Source organism: Promicromonospora iranensis, assembly GCF_028994805.1.
GTDB lineage: Bacteria > Actinomycetota > Actinomycetes > Actinomycetales > Cellulomonadaceae > Promicromonospora > Promicromonospora iranensis.
In genome coordinates this window covers 54,385-74,026 of sequence record NZ_JAJQQP010000006.1, presented here as the reverse complement: position 1 = coordinate 74,026, position 19,642 = coordinate 54,385, and the positions used below count along the sequence as shown (strand labels likewise).

Genomic DNA, 19,642 nt, shown 5'->3' with positions numbered 1-19,642 from the left:
CCATGGGTACAGCGAGCTCACCGGGTGACGCCGCCGTGTCCCGGCAGGCCGCCGGGCACGGGTCCGGTCGTCGCGGCCAGGCGGCGCGCGGCGTGCGCGCCCTTCTCCAGGAGCACCCCGCGTGGGTGCTGCTGCGGTCGAGGAACGCCGCGGCCGCCGTCGTGCTGCTGGACCGCAACCTCGGTGCCCGCCGCAGGCTGCCCGTGGAGCAGCTCGCCGACCGGATCGACGACGACCTCCCCGAGCTGCGCCGCGCGGGCTTCGAGCTGCCCTACTCCGGCTACTTCTACGTCTCCGAGTGGATCGACGAGGGCGTGCTCGTGCGGCGGCGCGCGCCCCAGGCCGCGGGCGAGCAGGGCGCCGAGACCCTCGAGCTGTCCGACGGCGCCCTCCTCGCCATCCGCTTCGTCTCCCGGCTGAGCAGGCCCCACCCGGCCGTGACGCCGTCCCGGCTCGGCACCGTGCTCGACGGCCTGCACACGCTCGCCGACGAGGCCGATCCCGACCCCGAGGCGCGGCTCGCGTCGCTGCTGGAGCAGCGCGCGGCCCTCGACGCCAGGATCGAGCGTGCCCGCCGGGGCGACGACGAGCCCCTGCCGCCGGACGCGGCCGCCGAGCGCGCCCGCGAGATCCTCGCCCTCGCGGGCGACATCCCCGCCGACCTGGCCCGCGTGCGCACCGAGCTGGAGCGGACGGACCGCGAGCTGCGCCGCCGGCTCCTCGAGTCCGACGGCTCGCGCGACACGTTCCTCGACGACATCTACCGCGGCGTGGACCACCTGGCCGAGTCCGAGGCCGGACGAGGCCTCGTCGCGTTCCGTGACCTGCTGCGGCAGGCCGAGCACGCGGCGCAGGACGACGTCGGCCGCGTGCTCGACACCGTCCACCTGGCGCCCGCGGAGGCGTCGGCCCTGCGCCGCCTCCTGCCCACGCTGCAGGACGCGGCCGACGAGCTCACCGACACCATGGCCACCCTGCGCCGTGCGCTGCAGCGCATGGTCCGGTCCGGCGAGCTGCCGGCCGAGCGTGCCCTGCGCCGTCTGCTCGGGGAGGCACAGGACGCCGCCCTCGCGGCGGCCCCCGAGGTCCCGCCCGGCGCCGAGATGCGCCTCCGGCTGCCCCTCGGGACCGTCGCCCCCCGGTCGGTGGGCGGCTTCGTGCCGCACAACCCGGGCGGGGAGGACGCCGAGGCGCCACCCGCCGCGCCGGCGGCGCCGCCGCGGGTCGTCTCGCTCACGGCGCTGCGGGCCATGGCCCGCGACTCCGAGATCGACGTGGACGAGCTGCGCGGGCACGTGAACGAGCGGGTCGGCGCCGTGGGCCGTGCCACCGTCGCGTCGGTGCTCGCCGCTCACCCGGCCACGCAGGGCGCCGCGAGCGTGGTCGGCCTGCTGACGCTCGCCGAGCAGAACGGCGTGGCCACCGGCAAGGACGAAGACGTGAACTGGCGGTCCTCGCGCGGCGTCGCGCGGCGGGCCGTACTACCCCAGCACCAGTTCGAGGAGCATGTCCCGTGACCGATCCCGACGTGACCCGGCCCGGCTCGACAAGGCCCGGCACCCCAGACCTCCGTAGCGCCCGTCCCGGGCGGCCCGCGGGCGGCGTCCCGACGCCGTCGACCACCGGGCGCGGCGGTCAGGAGACCGGCGGCGACGCCGGTGCGGGGGCCCACCTCTGGCCGGGTGACCACGGCACGCTGCCCGCTCCCGCCCGCCTCGCGCTGGCCCGCCTCGTGCGCGGCCCGTACCTGGCCGCCGACGCCGACCCGGACGTGTGGCGCGCGCTGCTGACCCACGAGGACGTGGTCCGCGAGCGCCTCTGCGACCAATACCTGGACCTGGTGGTCGACCCCGACGCACAGGTCGCGTTCGTGCGCGACGTGCCGGCCGCGGACACGCCCCCGGTGGTGCGCGAGCTGACCCTGACGTTCCTGGACACCGCGCTGCTGCTGCACCTGCGCGCCCTGCTGCTGGACTCGTCGGACGGGCGCGTGGCGATCAGCCGTGACGAGGCGGCCGATCATCTCGGCATGTACCGGCGGCGCGGCGGCGGTTCGCCCATGGACTTCACGCGGCAGCTGGACGCGACGTGGGCCCGGCTGATCGAGTCCGGCATGCTGGAGCCGCTCAGCGGGGACCGGTGCGTGGTCTCGCCCGTGCTGCGGACCGTGTTCGGCGCGGACCAGGTAGCGGCGCTGAGCGCCGAGTACGCACGACTGGCGAAGGAGAGCGCATGAACACGCCCCACCCCGGACAGTGGCGCCTGGCGCGCGTCGAGCTGGTCAACTGGGGCACGTTCTCGGGGCACCACGTGGTGCCCGTGCCGCGTGCAGGCTTCCTGCTCACCGGGCACTCGGGCTCGGGCAAGTCGTCGCTGGTCGACGCCGTCGCGGCGGTCCTGACACCGCCGGAGCACCTGCGGTTCAACGTGGCGGCCGCCGGCACGGGCGCGACCGAGCGTGAGGCGGGCGACCGTGACGTCGTCTCGTACGTGCGCGGCGCGTGGCGGCACCGCACCGACGAGAGCACCGGCGAGGTGGTGGCGGACCACCTGCGTCCGGGCGCCACGTGGGCGGGCGTGCTGCTGCAGTACTCGAACGGCACCGACGCGCCCGACGGCACCGTGACGCTGGTGCGGCTGTTCCACCTCACGCGCGGCTCGTCGACGCCGGCGACGCTGCACGTGGTGCTGCCCGACGACGTGGGGCTGCTGGAGTTCGAGCGGTACGTCCGGTCCGGCCCGGACGTCGCGGGGGTGACCGCCGCCTGGCCCGCGGCGACGGTGAGCGAGCGGCACGGCCCGTTCGCCGCGGCGTTCACCCAGGTGCTGGGGATCGGCTCGGAGCAGGCACTGGTGCTGCTGCACCGCACGCAGTCGGCGAAGAACCTGGGCAGCCTGGACGACCTGTTCCGCGGTCACATGCTGGACGAGCCGAGCACGTTCGAGCTGGCCGCCCAGGCGGTGGAGCAGTTCGCCGACGTCGCGCGCGCCTACGCCGACATCGAGACGTCGCGCCAGCAGATCGAGCACCTGAGCCGCCTCGCGACCCTGACCAAGGCGTACGACGAGGGCTCGGCGGCAGGCGTGCGCGCGGCCACCCTGCGCGGGTCGCTGGAGACGTTCAAGGATGCGTGGAAGCTCGACCTCGCGCACGGCGCGCTGGCGGAGGCCCGGGCGGCCGAGGAGCGTGCGCAGCACCACCGCCAGGCGGCCGACACCGAGGTCGACGTCGCGGCGAACACGCACCAGCAGGCCGTGAACGTGCTCGGCGCGCGCGGCGGGCAGGCGCTCGCCACCCAGGCCGACCGCCTCCAGCGGGCCGGCGAGATCGCGGCGCTCGTCCGCACGCGGCGTGGTGAGCTCGCCACCGACCTGCAGTCGGTCGGCATGAACATGCCCGAGACGTTCGCGGAGTTCGCGGCGCTCAAGGAGAAGGCCCGGTGGGAGCTCGGCGGCGCGAAGCCGCTGGCGACCGGCTCGGTCCCGACCCTGACGGGCGCCCTGCCCGCCGTGGCTCCGGCGCACTCGACGGGTCACGTCCCGGCGCACGCGACGGGGCAGGTGCCTGCGGTCTCCGGGGCCGTCCCGTCCGCGGCCGGGCCCTCGACGGGTGCCCTGCCCTCGGTCGCCACCGGCGCCGTCGCCACCGTCGGGCGGTCGCGCGCGCCCGAGGCGCTCGACGCGAACATCCGGGAGGCCCTGGCGGCGCGCTCCGCCGTCGGGCTGCGGCACGAGGCCCTCGCGACGCGGATCCAGGCGGTCCGACAGACCCAGACCAACGTGCCCGCTGACCTTGCCGCGGCCCGCCGGGCCGTGGCCGAGGCCGCGGGGCTGGACATCTCGGTGCTGCCGTTCGCGGCGGAGCTGCTGCGGGTCCGGGAGGAGGACGCCGAGTGGCGTCCGGTGATCGAGGACGTCCTGCGGCCGCTGGCCACGCTCGTGCTCGTGGCCCCCGCGCACCGCGCGGCCGTCGCGAGCGCCGTCGAGGCGGGGCCCGGCCTGCGCTACCGCGTGGTCGGCGTGCGCAACGACGCGCCGCGCTCCGCGGACGACGCGTCGCTGGTGCACAAGGTCGAGGTGAAGGACGGCCCGATGGCGGGCTGGTTGCACCGGCGCCTGTCCGAGCAGTACGACTACCTGTGCGTGGACGACCCGTCCGGGCTGGACCGGCACGAGCGCGCGGTGACCCGTGACGGACTGATCAAGCACGGGCCCGAGGAGATCGAGCAGCCGCTGCTGCCGGACGTCGAGGACTGGGCGCTCGGCTGGGACGCCGACGACCGCCTCGACCAGCTCCTGGAGCTCGCGCGCGCGACGCAGGCGCGCCTCGCGGAGGCCGACGCCGCGGTGGCCGACGCCGTCGCCGAGCAGCGCGAGGCGGTGCGCAGGCAGCTCACGCTGCGGCACGTGGCGCGCCGGGAGTGGCGCGAGGTCGACATCGAGACCGCCGAGGCGGACCTGACCGACGCCCAGGCGTCGTTCGACCGGCTGCTCGACGGCACGATGGACCTGCTGCAGGCGTCGCAGGACGTCGCGGCGGCCGAGACCCGGCTGGACCAGGCCCGGGCGGCCGCGGCGGTGGCCGCCGACACCCTGGCCGAGGCACGTGCCCACCGCCGCTCGCTGGAGCGCGTGGTCGCCGAGCTCGGCGACGCCCCGCCCCACGCCATCCCGCTCGCGCACCGCGAGGAGCTGGAGAAGCGGTATGCCGCCGTCCGCACGACGGTCACGCACGAGGTGATCGACGACGTCTCGCTCACCGTGTCCCGCACGCTCGACGCGGAGCGGGAGGCCGGGCTGCGCACCTCCGGCGCGGCCGAGCGGGAGATCGTCGGGCTGCTGGCCGAGTTCCGCCGCCGCTGGCCCGCCATCACCCGCGACCTGACGGCGCAGGTGGGCGACCGGTCGCGGTACCTCGAGGTGCTGGAGCGCATCCGCACGTCGCGCCTGCCGGAGCAGGAGGCACGGTTCTCCGACCTCCTCACCGACCAGGCACGCCGGGCCCTGCGCAAGCTCGCCGCCGAGATCCGGCAGGCGCCCGCGGCCATCCGCGAACGGATCGTCGGGGTCAACACGTCCCTGCGCCGCTCCCCCTTCGACACGGACCGGTTCCTCGAGATCCGCGTCAAGGAGCGTCGTCCCGCGGCCGTGGAGGAGTTCCTCGCGACCCTCGACGCGCTCACGGGCGACACCGAGCCGGAGTACGAGGTGCTGGAGCGGCTGGTGCGTCGCCTCGGGTCGAGCGACCCCGCCGACCGGGCTTGGCGCGCCCTGTGCCTGGACACCCGACGACACGTGCACTTCACGGGCGTCGAGGTCACGGCAGGCGGCATCTCGCTGGCCGTGCACGACTCCTCCGCCGGGCTGTCCGGCGGCCAGCGGCAGAAGCTCGTCGTCTTCTGCCTGGCGGCCGCCCTGCGGTACCAGCTCGCCGGAGCCTCGGACTCCGCGACGCCCGCCTTCGGCTCCATCCTCCTGGACGAGGCCTTCGACAAGGCGGACACGGCGTTCACCCGCACCGCCATGGACACGTTCGCGGCGTTCGGGTTCCACATGATCCTGGCCACGCCGCTCAAGCTGCTGCAGACCCTCGAGGACTACGTTGGCGGCATCGGCCTCGCGACCTGCCGGGAGATGCGGGAGTCGCGCGTGGACGTGGTCCTGCTGGAGTCCCCGCTGCCCGACGTCGACCCGGTTCCCTCCCCGACCCGGGACGGCACGGGCGGGGGCGCGTCGGCGGCGCCCGAGGTGGCGTGGGCGTCGGCCCCGAGCGAGACGCCGCAGCCGCAGGCCGTGACTCCACCGGCCGCTCCGGCGCACCTGCCGAGCGGCGGAGCGCACTCCGCGGCCACGCCGCCGGGTGCTTTCGGCGCCTCCGGCGCGGCCGGCACCGCGACACCGGCACGCGGCCTCCCCGCCGTTCCGCCGCCCCCTCCGCCGCCCGCCCCGGCCCCGGCCCCGGCCTCGGCCTCGGCCTCGGCCTCGGAGCAGGCTCCGCCGCCCGACTCCGGCGGAACCGGCGACACGGGTGGCGCGGATGACACCGGCGAGCCGGACCTGGACTGGTCGGTGACCGTCACGCCCGAGGACCGGGACGACACGTCACCGGTCGCCCGGATGACCACCCGCCGCCCGTCGCTCTAGGACCTCCCGGGCCTGGCCCGGGAGGTCGGTGCTCCCCCGGCGTCCGTCCGCGACGCCGCGGGCATAGGCCTCCGCGGAGCCCTCGCGGAACAGGTCGTCGGCGCTGCTCCGCACGAGGACGCGAGCGCCCGGGCCGTCGTCGGCGGAGACGTGGTGACCCATGCCGCGCACGACGGCGACCGCGCGTCCGCTCGACTTGCCCCGGACCAGCTCCGAGGCCGCGGCGATCTCGTCGACGACGGCGGTGACCGTCACGTCGAGCGGGCGGCCGTGGGCGTCCGTGCTGCCCCGCAGGTCGTCGGTCGGCGCGATGCCCGCGCAGCCGATCGCGATGTCGACCAGCGCGTCGCGCCAGGGCCGTCCTGCCGTGTCCGTGACGACGACCCCGATGCGGCCCAGGCCCAGCCGCTGCGTGAGCGCCGCGCGGATCGTGCGGGCGGAGGCGTCCGGGTCCACCGGCAGCAGCAGGACCGTGCCCGCCGGGGTGTTGCTGGCGTCCACGCCTGCGGCGGCCATCACCAGGCCGAGCTTGTTCTCGACGATCCGCAGCGGCGGCAGACCCGGACGCTCCCGCCGGGCGACGACCCGCACCGTCTCGTCGGTGATGGCCTGCTCGCGGTCGTCGGCGGCCACCACGCGCCCCTCCGCCTTGGACACGATCTTCGACGTGACGACGACGACGTCGCCGTCCCGCGGCCGGTCCGGCTCGTCCAGACCGGCCAGGAGGTCGGCGACGAGCTCGCCGAGGTCGTCGCCGGGTGTGATCTCGGGCAGCCCGTCGGGGGCCCAGATGCTGAGTCTCTCCACCGGACCATCCTCACACCCGCGCGGGCCCGTCCCGGTGCGGTAATCTGCCACGCGTCCACGCCACGTATGCCTGGTTCGTGCGGTGATCAACAGGGGGAAGAGGTCCGGTGTTGCACGACCCGCCCGCCCAGAGGACGGTTCCCGTACCCGAACCCGCCGCCCTGCGACCCGGCGAACCACGCACGATCGGTCCGTTCCGGGTCCGCAGCCGGCTCGGCAGCGGCGGCATGGGCGACGTCTACCTCGGCACCTCGCGGCGCGGGCAGCAGGTGGCCATCAAGCTGATCCGGGGGGCGCAGCTCGACGACGACGAGTTCCGCGCGCGCTTCCGTCGGGAGGTGCGCGCCGCGGCCAAGGTACGCAGCCGGTTCATCGCGAACCTGATCGACGCCGATCCCGACGCGGAGCTCCCCTGGCTCGCCACCGAGTACGTGCCGGGCCCCACCCTCGCGCAGGCGCTGGCAGCTCAGGGCCCGCTGCCGGAGGCGGAGGTGCTGCGCCTGGTCGCGGGGGTCGCGGAGGCACTGCACGAGATGCACCGCGCCGGGCTCGTGCACCGGGACGTCAAGCCGGCCAACGTGATCCTCGGACCGGACGGACCTCGCCTGATCGACCTGGGTGTGGTCGGTACGATCGACGCGACGCGGCTGACCCTGACCGGGCAGCCGGTCGGCACCCCGGTGTACATGGCGCCGGAGCAGGCCGCGGGCAGCCGCGCGACGTCGGCCGCGGACGTCTGGGCGCTGGGCGCGCTCGCCTACTACGCCGCCACCGGGAACCGCCTCTTCGACGGGGACCATCCTGCAGTGGTGCTGTACCGGGTCTCGGCCGAGGCGCCCGCGTACGACGACTGCCCCGCGTACCTGCGCCCGTTCCTCGACGCGTGCCTGGTCAGGGACCCGGCCGGCCGCCCGTCGATCGATGCCATCCTGCACTCCCTCGGCGTTCCCGACCCCGGCGCCACCACCCTCCCGGTGGCTCTGCTCCGCACGCGGGCCCAGGCTCGTGCGCGAGCCCAGGCAGGCGCACCAGGGCGCGCGGCGGGCGCCGAGCCGCGCACACCGCGTCGGCGACGACGCGCCCGGGTCGTCGTGGGGTCGGCCGTCGCCGGGACGGCGGTGCTCGCCGGGGCCGCGTTCGGCGTCTTCACGCTGCTGACCGGCGACGACGAGCCCGGCGGTGGCGCGCCGCAGGCGCTGCCGCAGACACGGACGAGCGCGCCGGCGGAGGAGAGCCCGGCCCCGGCCCCGTCGGTGGTCGCCGACGGCACCCCGGAGCAGCCGTGGACGCTGGGGAGCGAGCACAGGCTCGACAGCGGCTCGTGCTGGATCGCGAGCGTCGACCAGGTGCAGGGGCGGCTCGCCACCCTGACCCTCTCGTGCGACCAGGCAGGAACCACGCTCTACAGGAACCCGACGCCGCACGAGTGGCTGGGTGTGTTCGCCATCGGGCAGGACGGGACCACCCGGCGGAGCAAGCTCGCGGAAGCGACCGCGCAGGACACGTTCTGGACCTTGGGGAACCTCTCGGACGCCACACCCGTGACCACGACCGTCACGCTGCCGGACGTCGGGCCGTTGGCCACCGTGCTGGTGCAGCACGACGAGGGCTACGGCTCGTACTGGGGCGTCACGCCCTGAGGTGACCGACGCGTCACCGCACGAGCTGAGGCAGCACCTCCCGGCCGAACGTCTCGATCCACTCACGCTGGTTGCGGCCCACGTTGTGCAGGTAGATGCGGTCGAACCCGAGGTCCACGTACCGCTGGATCGATGCCCGGTGCTCGTCCGGGTCGGCGGAGATCAGCACCCGCCCCTCGAAGTCCTCCGCGCGCACCATCCGGGCCAGCTGCGCGAAGTCGTGCGGCGACCGGATGTCCGAGCGCGGGAACCGCATGCCGCCGACCGGCCACTCCGTCAGGGCGTTCGTGACCGCCTCGTCGTGCGTCGGGGCCCAGGAGAGATGCAGCTGCAGCGCCTTCGGCAGCTGCCCCGGGTCACGGCCGGACTCGCGGGCGCCGTCGGCGAACCTGGTCAGCAGCGAAGTCATGCGGTCAAGGGGCGCGGCCTGCGTGATCAGCCCGTCCGCCGTCCGCCCGGCGCGGCGGGCGGTGACGGGGCCGGCCGTCGCGACCAGGATCTCGGGAGCCACCTCCGGCATGGTCCACAGGCGTGTCGACTCCAGCTTGAAGTACGTGCCCGAGTGCTTCACGTCGCGCCCGGCCAGCGACGCGGCGAAGAGCTTCTTGATGATCTCGACCGCCTCGAACATGCGGTTGATCCGCTCGGCGGCCTCCGGCCAGTAGCCGCCCACCACGTGCTCGTTGAGGGCTTCCCCCGAACCGACACCCAGCCAGTGCCGGCCCGGGTTCATCGCCGCGAGGGTCGCCGACGCCTGGGCCACCACCGCTGGATGCCAGCGGAACGTCGGCGCCGTCACCGGCCCGAGGTCGCCCGTCGTGTGCTCGGCAGCTGCCGCGAGCACGTTCCAGACGAAGCCTGCCTGACCCTGGTGCGGGGTCCAGGGCTGGAAGTGGTCCGCAGCCATGACGCCGGAGAAGCCGTGCGCCTCAGCGAGCGCCGCCAGCTCCACGGCCGTCCGGGGCGCGAACTGTTCGAGCATCGCGGCATAGCCGATGGTCACCACGCCCGACAGCCTAGACGGGCCGGCCCGTGGTCAGCGGCTCACCGTGAGCACCCGCTCGGTGAGTGCCTGGGACGTGGCCAGCACGTCGGGCGTGATCCCGCCGGTCAGAGCGTCCGACGGCCGGCACTCCGGGTCGAGGACGATGCCCGTCCGGTCGGCCAAGGACGGGTCGGTGGCGGCGAACACCACCGAGCGGGCGGCCTCGGCGGCCGGACGCTGCATCTCCAGGATCTGCTGCCAGTGCGGACGCAGGGCTGGCGGCAGGATCTCGGGGGTCATCGCGGCAGCGTTGGGCGTGGCAGCGGCGCCCGGGTCCGCCGCGAACACCGAGACACCGGTGCCACGCAGGCGGTCTGCCAGGTCAAGGTTGTACGCGAGGTGTGCCAGCTTGGCTCGGCCGGAGACCGCCATGCCGTAGTACTCGTCCGGCTCGACGTCGTCGTAGACGGGCGGACCGGTCAGCGTGCCGATCGACGACGACGTGACGTCGACGATCCGGCTGGGGCCGCCGGCGCGCAGCGCGTCGAGCAGCGTCTCGGTCAGCACCGTCGGGGACAGGTGGTTGACCGCGAAGCTTGCCTCGATGCCGTCCGCCGTCTCCCAGCGCTCGGACCACATGCCGCCGACGTTGTTCACGAGGAGCTGGAGCGGACCCTCCGCGGCGAGCCGTTCGCCGAGCGCGCGGACCTCGGCGAGCACCGAGAGGTCAGCCTGGACGAATCGCGCGCCGCCCATCCGGCGAGCCACCTCCGCACCGTGCTCCGCGTCGCGGCCCACGATCGTCACCGCGTAGCCACGCCGTACCAGCTCCTTCGCCACCTCCGCGCCGATCCCGCGGGTTCCTGCGGTCACAACTGCGTTCTGCGCCATCGTTCACTCCCTCGCTGTGTGCGGCCGGTCGTCCGGCCCGGTTCACAGCACATCGGAGTCGCGAGGAATGATCCAAGGCCCGGGTGGCATGGGGGTATGCCCTGGCGGCATGGATCGTGCGCGCGGGCGTGCCATGCTCACGGGGTGATACCAGAGGTCGATCTCAAGCACATGCGCTACTTCGTGGCGGTGGCGGACGAAGGCACGTTCACCCGCGCCGCCGAGCGTCTGGGGATGACGCAGCCCGCGCTGTCCCGGGCGATCCGGACGCTGGAGCACGCCATCGGGTCCGCGCTGTTCGTGCGGCAGCCGCAGGGCGTCATCCTCACCGAGGCCGGGCGACAGTTCAGCGGTGATGCCCGTGGTGTCGTCGAGGCGGCCGAGGCGGCACTGACCCGCGCGGCGAGGTTCGGGCGCGCGGAGCCGCACCTGCGGGTGACAGCGCGCGCGTGCGACGTCGAGCCCTTGCAGCGACTGGTGGACTCGTACAACCAGCGGTATTCGGACGAGCTCCCGGCTCGCGCGGCGATCGCCGAGGTCGGGGCCCAGGCCGGCGAGGTCCGCGCGGGGGGTGCGGATCTCACGCTGCTGCGGAGCCCGTTCGACGACCGCGGCCTGGACAGCGACCTCATCAGCATCGATGCCCGGGTCGCTGTACTGCCCGCGTCTCATCCGCTGGCCGGGCGGGACTCGATCCACCGGAGCGAGCTGGCGGGCGAGACATTCCCCGTCTGGCCGGACCTCACGCCAGCAGCCATGGCGTTCTGGACCGGCACGGACCTCGACCACCACGTCTGGCAGCCCGGCCCGGTGGTGCGCGACGCCGCCCAGTACACCGGGAGCATCCGGCTCGGCCAGGCCGTGGGGTTCATGCCGAACGTGCACGTGCCCGCCCCACCGACGGACGGCACGGTGGTCGTGCCGGTCGTCGGCCTCTCGGGCAGCGAGCTCCGGATCGCCTGGTCGTGCACCGCGACGTCGCCCGACGTGGCGAGGTTCGTGCGGCACACGACCGAGCAGGCTACGGAAGCTGCGGAAGCCGCCCGTGCTGCCGAAGTGTCCGCAGCGCTCCGAGGGTGACGATGCCGCGCCACTCCACGGTCTGCCCGGGCGACCAGTGCAAGAAGTCGAAGTCCCAGCCGCCGTCGTCCAGCTGCTCCTGCTCCAGCCGGTCCAGCTCCGCGGAGATCTGAGCCTCGGAGAACAGCGCCCGGCTCGGTGCGCCGGGCCGGGGCGACAGGTCCAGGGGCCTCAGCCTCTCGTCGTCCTGACCACCCTCGACGGCGATGGTCCCGTCGTCGCTCAGGGCGGGCCGCAGCCGTTCGACGGCCTCCGCCGCCCGGCCCGGTTCCGGCACCGCGTCGAGGAAGCCCAGCGCGAACAGGACGGCGTACCCGCCCACGGGGGTCTCCCCGTCGAGCTGGCCCCAGCACCACGTCGTCGCGGCGTCGAGCCACGGGTGGTGGGCCCTCACCTCCCACAGCCGGGCGGCGGTCGCGAACGTGAGGAAGCCGTTGTCGTTCGGCTGCATCCAGGGCGCGGCCGGATGGTCGGCGGCGCTCGGGAGCACCTGTGGCACGCGCCCGTCGGGCAGCGCCACCGAGGCCAGCCAGTCGGCCGTCTCGGTGACCAGACGCATGACCTCCGGGGCGGCGTCGGTGCCCAGCTCGGCGAGCACCTCGAGCGCCGACAGCGCGCTCGAGACCTGGCTGTCCGGTCCGCGCAGGTCGGGCTCCAGGGCATGGCCCCACCCGCCGTCGTCGTTCCGGTAAGGACGCAGCGCGTCCAGGACACGTCCGGCTGCTGCGTCGCCGGACAGCACCGCGAGGCGGTGCCGCTCCAGCAGCCGGGCGTCGGCGTAGATGAACCGCTGGGCGGCTCCGATGTCGATCTTCGTCGTCGTGCTCATGGCTCCGACGCTAGGCAGCGGTCAGCACGGCGTCTTCCAGAAATCGGACGGGCGTGAGGCCCGTCAACCGGCGCACCTCGTCGGACATGTGCGCCTGGCTCGCGTAGCCCGCCGCCGCCGCGCGTTCCGCGAGGGGCGACGGCGCCCGACCGGTGGACAGACCGATCAGCCGGCGCAACCGGGCCACCCGCCCCAGCGTCTTCGGCCCGTAGCCGACGGCGTCCACCGTACGGCGATGCAGGTGCCGCTCGCTCACGCCGAGTTCCTGGGCGACCCCGGAGATCCGCGAGCCCGGCACACCGAGGCGCCGTGCGGCCGCCGCGACGAGCCCGTCGCGCTCCGCCGTGCGCCGCAGCACCGCGCGGGCGAGCAGGTCCAGCCGCCCCGCAGGGTCCGCCGTGCTGAGTGCGTCGGCAAGCGCCGGGCCGACGTCGGGCCACACGACGGCCAACGGCACGCGCTGGTCGCGAACCTCGGATGCCGGGAGGCCGAGGACCGCGCCCGCCGCACCGGGCCGCAGCCGGATGCCACTGATCCGGTCCGACGGCGTGGCGCCGGACCAGGACAGGACCGGCCCCGTGTCGGCACCGACGACCACCAGCTCGCCGTCGAGCCGCACCAGGTCCACACAGCCGTCGGGGATGATCCGCTGCTCGCGGCCGGGCGGTACGTCGTGCTCCCACAGGCAGGCCACCACCGGCAGCAGGCCGGTGGGCGGCGCGAGCTCGCGGTAGGTCACGAGAACAACGCTACGTGGAGCCTCCGACACGTGCTCTCGTGCCGGACCGGTGGCTCGCCCCGACCCCCGGTGCACCCCGAGCGGCGGGCGTCCCGGGACGGGCCGAGTGTCGGTGACGGGTGGCAGAGTCGATCCGTGCCCCACATCCCGGCTCGGCCGAGCCGTCGAGACGACCCGTCCCGTGACCAGCGCCGCACCCCGTGGCGCCGCCGCGCGCTGCGGGTGGCCGCCGTCGCGGTCCCGGCCGCGCTGCTGGCGGCCGGGGCCTCGTCGTACGCGGCGGTGATCACGGGCCGGATGGCCGCCGAACCGGCCCGGGACACGCTGATCGTGCTCGCGGCGGTGAGCACGGCCGTGGTCGTGCTGGACGCCGTGACATGGCTGGTCGTGCAGCGCGCCGTGGCGCGTGCGGAGGCCACGCTCCGGTCGGATCTCGCCGCCGCGGCCCTGGGCCAGCCCTTGCCCGCGCTCGAGGAGCAGGCGGTGGGCGAGCTCCTGGACCGCGTCAACGGTGATCCCGAACGGCTCACCCGGGCGATCAGCGGCATCGGCATCACCCTGGGGCAGGCAGCGATCAGCCTCGTGGTCGGGTGGGTGGCCGCCGGTCTGGTGTGGTGGCCGGCCTGGCTGGCGTTCCCCCTGATGGCCGCCGTGGTGCTCCTGTTCGCGCGGCGGTCGGCGCGGCCCTTGCGCGACCTGAGCAGGCGCAGCTCCGAGGCCGTCTCGGACCACATGGCGCAGCTCGAGGAGGCGGTCGCGGCCCGGGACGACCTGCGCACCGCCCAGGGCCAGCGGTACGTGCTGCGCCGCTACGCCGAGCTGGCGGCACGCCAGATCCGGCTCCGTGAGGAGTGGTCCGTCGTGTTCTCCCGCGTGCGGCTGCGCACGGAGCTACCGCTGGACGCGCTCGTCGGCGCCGTGCTCGTCGGCGGGGTGTGGGCGGTCACGGGCGGCACGCTCGACGTCGCGCGGCTGGTCACGCTGTGGCTGCTCGTCACGGGGTTCGTCGGCCGGGTGGACGTCCTGGGCCGCCTCCTGCCCCGGGTCGAGGAGGCGATCGGCACGTTCCAGCGTGTCCGCGAGCTGCTGGCCGTACCCCAGGAACCCATCGGCGGGGCGGCGTTCCCCGGCCGGGACGCGGGCGTCGACATCGAGCTGCGCGACCTGGCCTTCGGGTACGGCGGCGGCTTCACCCTGGGCCCGTTGTCCCTCACCGTCCCGGCGGGCAGCACCTGTGCGCTGGTGGGGCGGACAGGCTCGGGCAAGACGACGCTGACCAAGATGCTGTCGCGCGCGGTCGAGCCGCCCGTCGGCAGCGTCTTCCTGAACGGCCAGGACGTCACCGGCCTGGACGTGCACGGGCTGCGCGAACGAGTCGGCGTCGTGGGGCAGCGCACCGAGATCCTTGCCGCGACGCTCGCCGACAACATCACGCTCTGGGCGCCCGTGCCGCCGGAACGGGTGGAGCAGGCGGTGGACGCGCTCGGCCTGCGGGCATGGGTCGCGTCGCTCCCGGACGGCCTGGACACCCGCCTCGGGTCCGACGGTGTGACCCTGTCAGCCGGGGAGGAGCAGCTCGTCGCCTTCGCGCGGCTCCTGGTGCGCGACGTCGAGGTGGTCGTGCTCGACGAGGCGACCGCCCGGATGGACCCGGCGACGGCGGAGCGGGTCACCCTCGCCGCCCGGGCGCTCCTGGCGGGCCGGACGGCGCTGGTCGTCGCGCACCGGCTGCCCACCGCACGGCATGCCGACACCGTGGCGGTGCTCGACGGCGGGCGTCTCGTGGAGCACGGCCCCTGGGACCGGCTGGCGAAGTCGGACGGGCACTTCGCCCGGCTCGTCGCCGCCGCCGGGCTCGGGGAGGTGGACGGCGAGCGGACGGACCGGCCGACTCCCGGTGATGCGGCCGGTGCGGTCGGCGCGGACCGCGCAGCGAGCGCCGCCCCGTCCGGGCAGCGCCGTGACCCCGCACCGCCGCCGCGCACGTCGATGGTGCGCGCCGTGTGGAGCACGCTGCGCGCCCGTCCGCTCGGCCTGCTGCTCCCGGCGGTCGTGTGGGAGCTCGCGGACTACCTCACCTCGACCGGCCTGATCGTCGGATGGCTGTGGGCCTCGCTCGTCGTCGACCTGGAGCGGGGCTCGGCGCCCTGGCTGCTCGCGTGCGCCGTCCTGGCCGCGGTGGTGGCCAACACGTTGCTGCCGTTCACGGTCCGGCTGACGAGCGCGCGCTGGTGGGCCGACTCGCGGCTGCGGCTCCGGCTCGCCGTCCTGCGCGGTCAGACGGCGCAGCGCCGTACCGTTCGCGACGCACCCGGCGAGATCGCCGCGCGGGCCCAGGAGGAGTACCGGCTCACCGGCCATACCCAGGCCTGGCGCGAGGTCCTCACCGCGCCGTTCACGCTGGCGCTGCTCGTGGTGCTGAGCGGCAGCCTCCTCGCCGGTGCGATCGGCCTGGCCATGGCGGCGGTGATGTTCGCGGCGCAGGTGCTGGGCAGCCGGTCCGTCGCGGCCACCGCACGCCGGGCGGGCGACGCCGCCGCGGAGCTGGGTCGCCTGCTCGGGTCGGCCCTCGACGCCGTGCGCACCGTCAAGCTCGGGGCCGCGACCACCGGCGTCCTCGCTCAGGTGGCCCGGGTGGACGGGCGCCGCGTGCAGGCCTCCCTGCGCGAGGAGCGGACCGACTTCCTCGTCGGGCTGGCGCCCTCCGTGCTCAGCCGGGTCGCGACCGTCCTGGCATGGACGCTGCACCTGAACGGCACGTGGTCCCTGGGGACCACCCTCCTGGTCAGCACCTCGATCGGCACGTTCAGCTGGATCGGGTACGGGCTGGGCCAGCTCGTCACCAGCGGGGCGTCCGCGCGCCGCTGGGTCGAGGTGACGTCCCGGTACGCCGGGACCGAGCGACTCGCCGACGTCCCCGACGACCTCGACCTGTTCGCCGGTACGGCCAGTCCTCCGGCGCCGGCACCCGCGGTGCCGAGCGAGCTGCGGGAGCTGCGGCTCGACGGCGTGAGTGCGACGCACGACGACGGCACGGTGGGCGTCGCGGGCGTGGACCTCACCGTGCGGCGCGGCGAGCTCGTCCTGGTGGTGGGCCGGGTCGGGTCCGGCAAGTCGTCGCTGCTCGGAGCCCTCTCGGGCCTCGTCGACGTCAGTGGTCGGCTGACCTGGAACGGCGCCGACGTCAGGGATCCGGAGACCTTCCTGCGCCCGCCCCGAGTGGCGCACGTCGCGCAGGTACCGCACGTCGTGTCGGGCACTCTGGCGGACAACGTGCGACTCGACCACGACCGCCCGGTCGACGGCCCGGTCGATGCTGCCGGGCTCGGCCGCGACGTCACCGAGGCGGGCGGCACCGCCACCCTGGTCGGGCACCGGGGCCTGCGGCTCTCGGGCGGTCAGGTGCAACGGCTCGGTCTGGCCCGGGCGCTCGCCACGGGCTCAGACCTGCTCCTCGTCGACGACGTCTCCTCGGCTCTCGACGCCGTCACCGAGGCGGAGGTGTGGTCCGGGCTGCGGGCCGCCGGGACCACGGTGCTCGGCACGACGTCCCGCGCCGCCACCCTGGCGACCGCCGACCGGGTGGTGGTGCTCGACGGCGGGCGCATGGCCGCCGTCGGGCACTGGCGGGACCTGGAATCACGCTGGTCCCACCTGGCCGGGTGACGAGGCCCGCGGACCGTCCGGCTGTGGAGGACGTGCACCTCGGCTTGCTCGAATCTGGGACACTGGTGCGCATGAGCATCCCTGCCTCCTCCGGGCCGACGGACCCGGCCGCGACCACACCCGCCCTCGACTCCTCGACCGCCGAGGTCACCGGCGCCGACGTCGTACGCGCGGTGGTCAAGGAGGTACCCGACAAGGTCACCGCCGACGGGCTCGAGGCCAAGCTCGACGAGCGCTGGTCCGCCGAGAAGACCTTCGCGTTCGACCGCACCAAGACCCGTGACGAGGTCTACTCGATCGACACGCCGCCGCCGACGGTGTCGGGCTCCCTGCACGTGGGGCACGTGTTCAGCTACACGCACACCGACATCGTGGCGCGCTACAAGCGCATGCGCGGCCTCGAGGTCTTCTACCCCATGGGCTGGGACGACAACGGCCTGCCGACCGAGCGCCGCGTCCAGAACTACTACGGCGTGCGCGTCGACCTGTCACTGCCCTACGACCCGGACTTCACCCCGCCGTTCGAGGGCACGGGCAAGAGCGTCAAGGCCGCCGACCAGGTCCCGGTCAGCCGCCGCAACTTCATCGAGCTGTGCGAGCGCCTGACGGCCGACGACGAGAAGCAGTTCGAGGAGCTGTGGCGCCGCCTCGGCATCTCGGTGGACTGGGCCCAGACGTACCAGACCATCGGCGACAGCTCGCGCGCCACGGCGCAGCGTGCGTTCGTGCGCAACCTGCAGCGCGGCGAGGCCTACCAGGCCGAGGCACCGGGCCTGTGGGACGTCACGTTCCAGACCGCCGTGGCGCAGGCCGAGCTGGAGGCCCGGGACTACCCCGGCCACTTCCACAAGGTCGCGTTCCACCAGGCCGGCGGCGAGCCGGTGTACATCGAGACCACCCGCCCGGAGCTGATCCCCGCCGTCGTCGCGCTCATCGCGCACCCCGACGACGAGCGCTACCAGCACCTGTTCGGCACCACGGTGAAGTCACCGCTGTTCGGCGTCGAGGTTCCCGTGCTCGCCCATCACCTGGCCGAGCCGGACAAGGGTGCGGGCATCGCGATGTGCTGCACCTTCGGAGACCTCACCGACGTGCAGTGGTGGCGCGAGCTGCAGCTGCCGACGCGCTCGATCATCAACCGCGACGGCCGCATCACGCGCGAGGTGCCGGAGTGGCTCGCGGGCAGCCCGGGCGCCGAGCTGTTCGAGACAGAGGTCGCCGGCAGGACGACGTTCAGCGCCCGCAAGGCGATCGTCGACGCGCTCACGGCGTCGGGCGACATGCCGACCGAGCCGGTCGCCACGCAGCGCAAGGCCAACTTCTTCGAGAAGGGCGACAAGCCCCTCGAGATCGTGACCTCGCGCCAGTGGTACATCCGCAACGGCGGCCGGGACAAGGACCTGCGCGAGGAGCTGCTGGCCCGGGGCAAGGAGCTCGACTTCCACCCCGACTTCATGCGGGTGCGGTACGAGAACTGGGTCAACGGCCTCAACGGTGACTGGCTCGTGAGCCGCCAGCGCTTCTTCGGCGTCGCGATCCCGCTGTGGTACCCCGTCGACGCGAACGGCGAGGTCGACTACGACCACCCGATCGTGCCCGCCGAGGAGTCGCTGCCCGTCGACCCGACCTCGCAGGCGCCCGCGGGCTACACGGAGGACCAGCGCGGCCAGGCCGGCGGCTTCGTCGGCGACGCCGACGTCATGGACACCTGGGCCACGTCGTCCCTGACCCCGCAGATCGTCGCCGGCTGGGAGCGGGACCAGGACCTCTTCGACCGGGTCTACCCGATGGACCTGCGCCCTCAGGGCCAGGACATCATCCGTACGTGGCTGTTCTCCACGGTGGTCCGCTCGCACCTGGAGAACAAGGTGCTGCCCTGGAAGAACGCCACGATCAGCGGCTGGATCCTTGACCCGGACCGCAAGAAGATGTCCAAGTCCAAGGGCAACGTCGTCACGCCGGCGGACCTGCTCGTGGAGCACGGCTCGGACGCGGTGCGGTACTGGGCGGCGTCCGCTCGCCTGGGCACGGACGCGGCGTTCGAGGTGGGGCAGATGAAGATCGGTCGCCGCCTGGCGATCAAGGTCCTCAACGCCTCGAAGTTCGCGCTGTCGTTCGGCGGCGGCGCGGGCAGCGAGATCGTGCTGGACCCGGCGGCCGTGACCGTCGCTCTCGACCGGTCGATGCTCGCCGGCCTGGGAGGCGTCGTCGAGCAGGCGACCGCGGCGCTCGAGAGCTACGACCACACGCGCGCGCTCGAGCTCACGGAGACGTTCTTCTGGGCGTTCTGCGACGACTACCTCGAGCTCGTCAAGGACCGTGCCTACGGCGCCGGTGCCGACTCGGCGGACGTCTCCCCCGAGACGACGTCGGCCCGCACCACCCTGGCGATCGCACTCGACACCATGCTGCGGCTCCTGGCGCCCTATCTCCCGTTCGCCACGGAAGAGGTCTGGTCCTGGTGGCGCGAGGGTTCGGTGCACCGTGCGGAGTGGCCCGTCGCGGAGCCGCTGCGCGCGGCGTCCGGCGACGCCGACCCCGCAGACCTCGCGGCGGCCGGCCATGCCCTGGCGGCGCTGCGCAAGGTGAAGTCCGAGGCCAAGGCGTCGATGCGGACACCGATCCTGGCGGCGTCGCTGGCCGTGCCTGCGGCATCGCTGACCGCCGTCGAGACCGCTGTCGAGGACATCAAGGCCGCGGGCCGCGTCACCGGTGTGCTCGACCTGGCCGCGACCGCCGAGGGCCAGGGTGACCAGGCGGTCCAGGGCGGGATGGTCGTGACATCGAGCGAGCTCGGCGAGGCCCCGCCCCGCAACAAGGGCTGACGCCGGTCCCTCGCCGTCGAACCGTGGCGAGGTAGA

General features: G+C 74.4%; 12 protein-coding genes. 7 read left to right on the top strand and 5 right to left on the bottom strand.

The window, feature by feature from the left end; genetic code table 11:
• The first annotated feature begins 2 nt into the window (after positions 1 to 2).
• Genes LUM46_RS11320 through LUM46_RS11310 form a run of 3 tightly spaced genes read left to right on the top strand, consistent with a single transcriptional unit; the run spans position 3 to position 6,144 of the window.
• Positions 3 to 1,517 (top strand): DUF3375 domain-containing protein, encoded by a 1,515-nt coding sequence (locus tag LUM46_RS11320; RefSeq protein ID WP_274994011.1) that lies wholly within the window; start codon positions 3 to 5, stop codon positions 1,515 to 1,517.
• Positions 1,514 to 2,236 (top strand): DUF4194 domain-containing protein, encoded by a 723-nt coding sequence (locus LUM46_RS11315; RefSeq protein WP_274994010.1) that lies wholly within the window; start codon positions 1,514 to 1,516, stop codon positions 2,234 to 2,236. The genes LUM46_RS11320 and LUM46_RS11315 overlap by 4 nt, the downstream gene beginning before the upstream one ends.
• Entirely contained in the window at positions 2,233 to 6,144 is a 3,912-nt protein-coding gene (locus LUM46_RS11310; RefSeq protein WP_274994009.1) for an ATP-binding protein, read from the top strand. Before LUM46_RS11315 ends, LUM46_RS11310 begins: the two co-directional genes overlap by 4 nt.
• On the opposite strand, the gene cofE is transcribed toward LUM46_RS11310, so the two are convergent.
• Positions 6,103 to 6,951, bottom strand: coding sequence for a coenzyme F420-0:L-glutamate ligase (gene cofE / locus LUM46_RS11305; protein WP_274994008.1), 849 nt, complete (start codon positions 6,949 to 6,951; stop codon positions 6,103 to 6,105). The genes LUM46_RS11310 and cofE overlap by 42 nt on opposite strands.
• Positions 6,952 to 7,058: 107 nt before the next feature.
• On the opposite strand from cofE, the gene LUM46_RS11300 reads away from it, so the two are divergent.
• Positions 7,059 to 8,591, top strand: a complete 1,533-nt coding sequence (locus tag LUM46_RS11300) for a serine/threonine-protein kinase (protein ID WP_274994007.1) — start codon at positions 7,059 to 7,061, stop codon at positions 8,589 to 8,591.
• Between the two features lie 13 nt (positions 8,592 to 8,604).
• Here LUM46_RS11300 and LUM46_RS11295 read toward each other — a convergent pair whose 3' ends face one another.
• Positions 8,605 to 9,597 (bottom strand): TIGR03557 family F420-dependent LLM class oxidoreductase, encoded by a 993-nt coding sequence (locus tag LUM46_RS11295; RefSeq protein ID WP_374726935.1) that lies wholly within the window; start codon positions 9,595 to 9,597, stop codon positions 8,605 to 8,607.
• Between the two features lie 30 nt (positions 9,598 to 9,627).
• A complete protein-coding gene (locus LUM46_RS11290; protein ID WP_274994006.1) occupies positions 9,628 to 10,467 on the bottom strand; it encodes an SDR family NAD(P)-dependent oxidoreductase in 840 nt (279 codons plus the stop codon).
• 144 nt (positions 10,468 to 10,611) lie between these two features.
• Here LUM46_RS11290 and LUM46_RS11285 point away from each other — a divergent pair, with 144 nt between their 5' ends.
• The gene (locus LUM46_RS11285; protein WP_274994005.1) at positions 10,612 to 11,547 is read left to right on the top strand and encodes a LysR family transcriptional regulator; all 936 of its coding nucleotides are present in this window, start codon (positions 10,612 to 10,614) and stop codon (positions 11,545 to 11,547) included.
• Here LUM46_RS11285 and LUM46_RS11280 read toward each other — a convergent pair.
• Positions 11,489 to 12,376, bottom strand: a complete 888-nt coding sequence (locus LUM46_RS11280; protein ID WP_274994004.1) for a hypothetical protein — start codon at positions 12,374 to 12,376, stop codon at positions 11,489 to 11,491. The two genes, LUM46_RS11285 and LUM46_RS11280, sit on opposite strands and share 59 nt — an antisense overlap.
• A gap of 10 nt (positions 12,377 to 12,386) precedes the next feature.
• Positions 12,387 to 13,115, bottom strand: coding sequence for a DUF6597 domain-containing transcriptional factor (locus LUM46_RS11275; RefSeq protein ID WP_274994002.1), 729 nt, complete (start codon positions 13,113 to 13,115; stop codon positions 12,387 to 12,389).
• 135 nt (positions 13,116 to 13,250) lie between these two features.
• Here LUM46_RS11275 and LUM46_RS11270 point away from each other — a divergent pair, with 135 nt between their 5' ends.
• Entirely contained in the window at positions 13,251 to 16,781 is a 3,531-nt protein-coding gene (locus LUM46_RS11270; RefSeq protein ID WP_274994001.1) for an ATP-binding cassette domain-containing protein, read from the top strand.
• Between the two features lie 71 nt (positions 16,782 to 16,852).
• The gene (gene valS / locus LUM46_RS11265; protein WP_274994000.1) at positions 16,853 to 19,606 is read left to right on the top strand and encodes a valine--tRNA ligase; all 2,754 of its coding nucleotides are present in this window, start codon (positions 16,853 to 16,855) and stop codon (positions 19,604 to 19,606) included.
• The last annotated feature ends 36 nt before the right edge of the window (positions 19,607 to 19,642 follow it).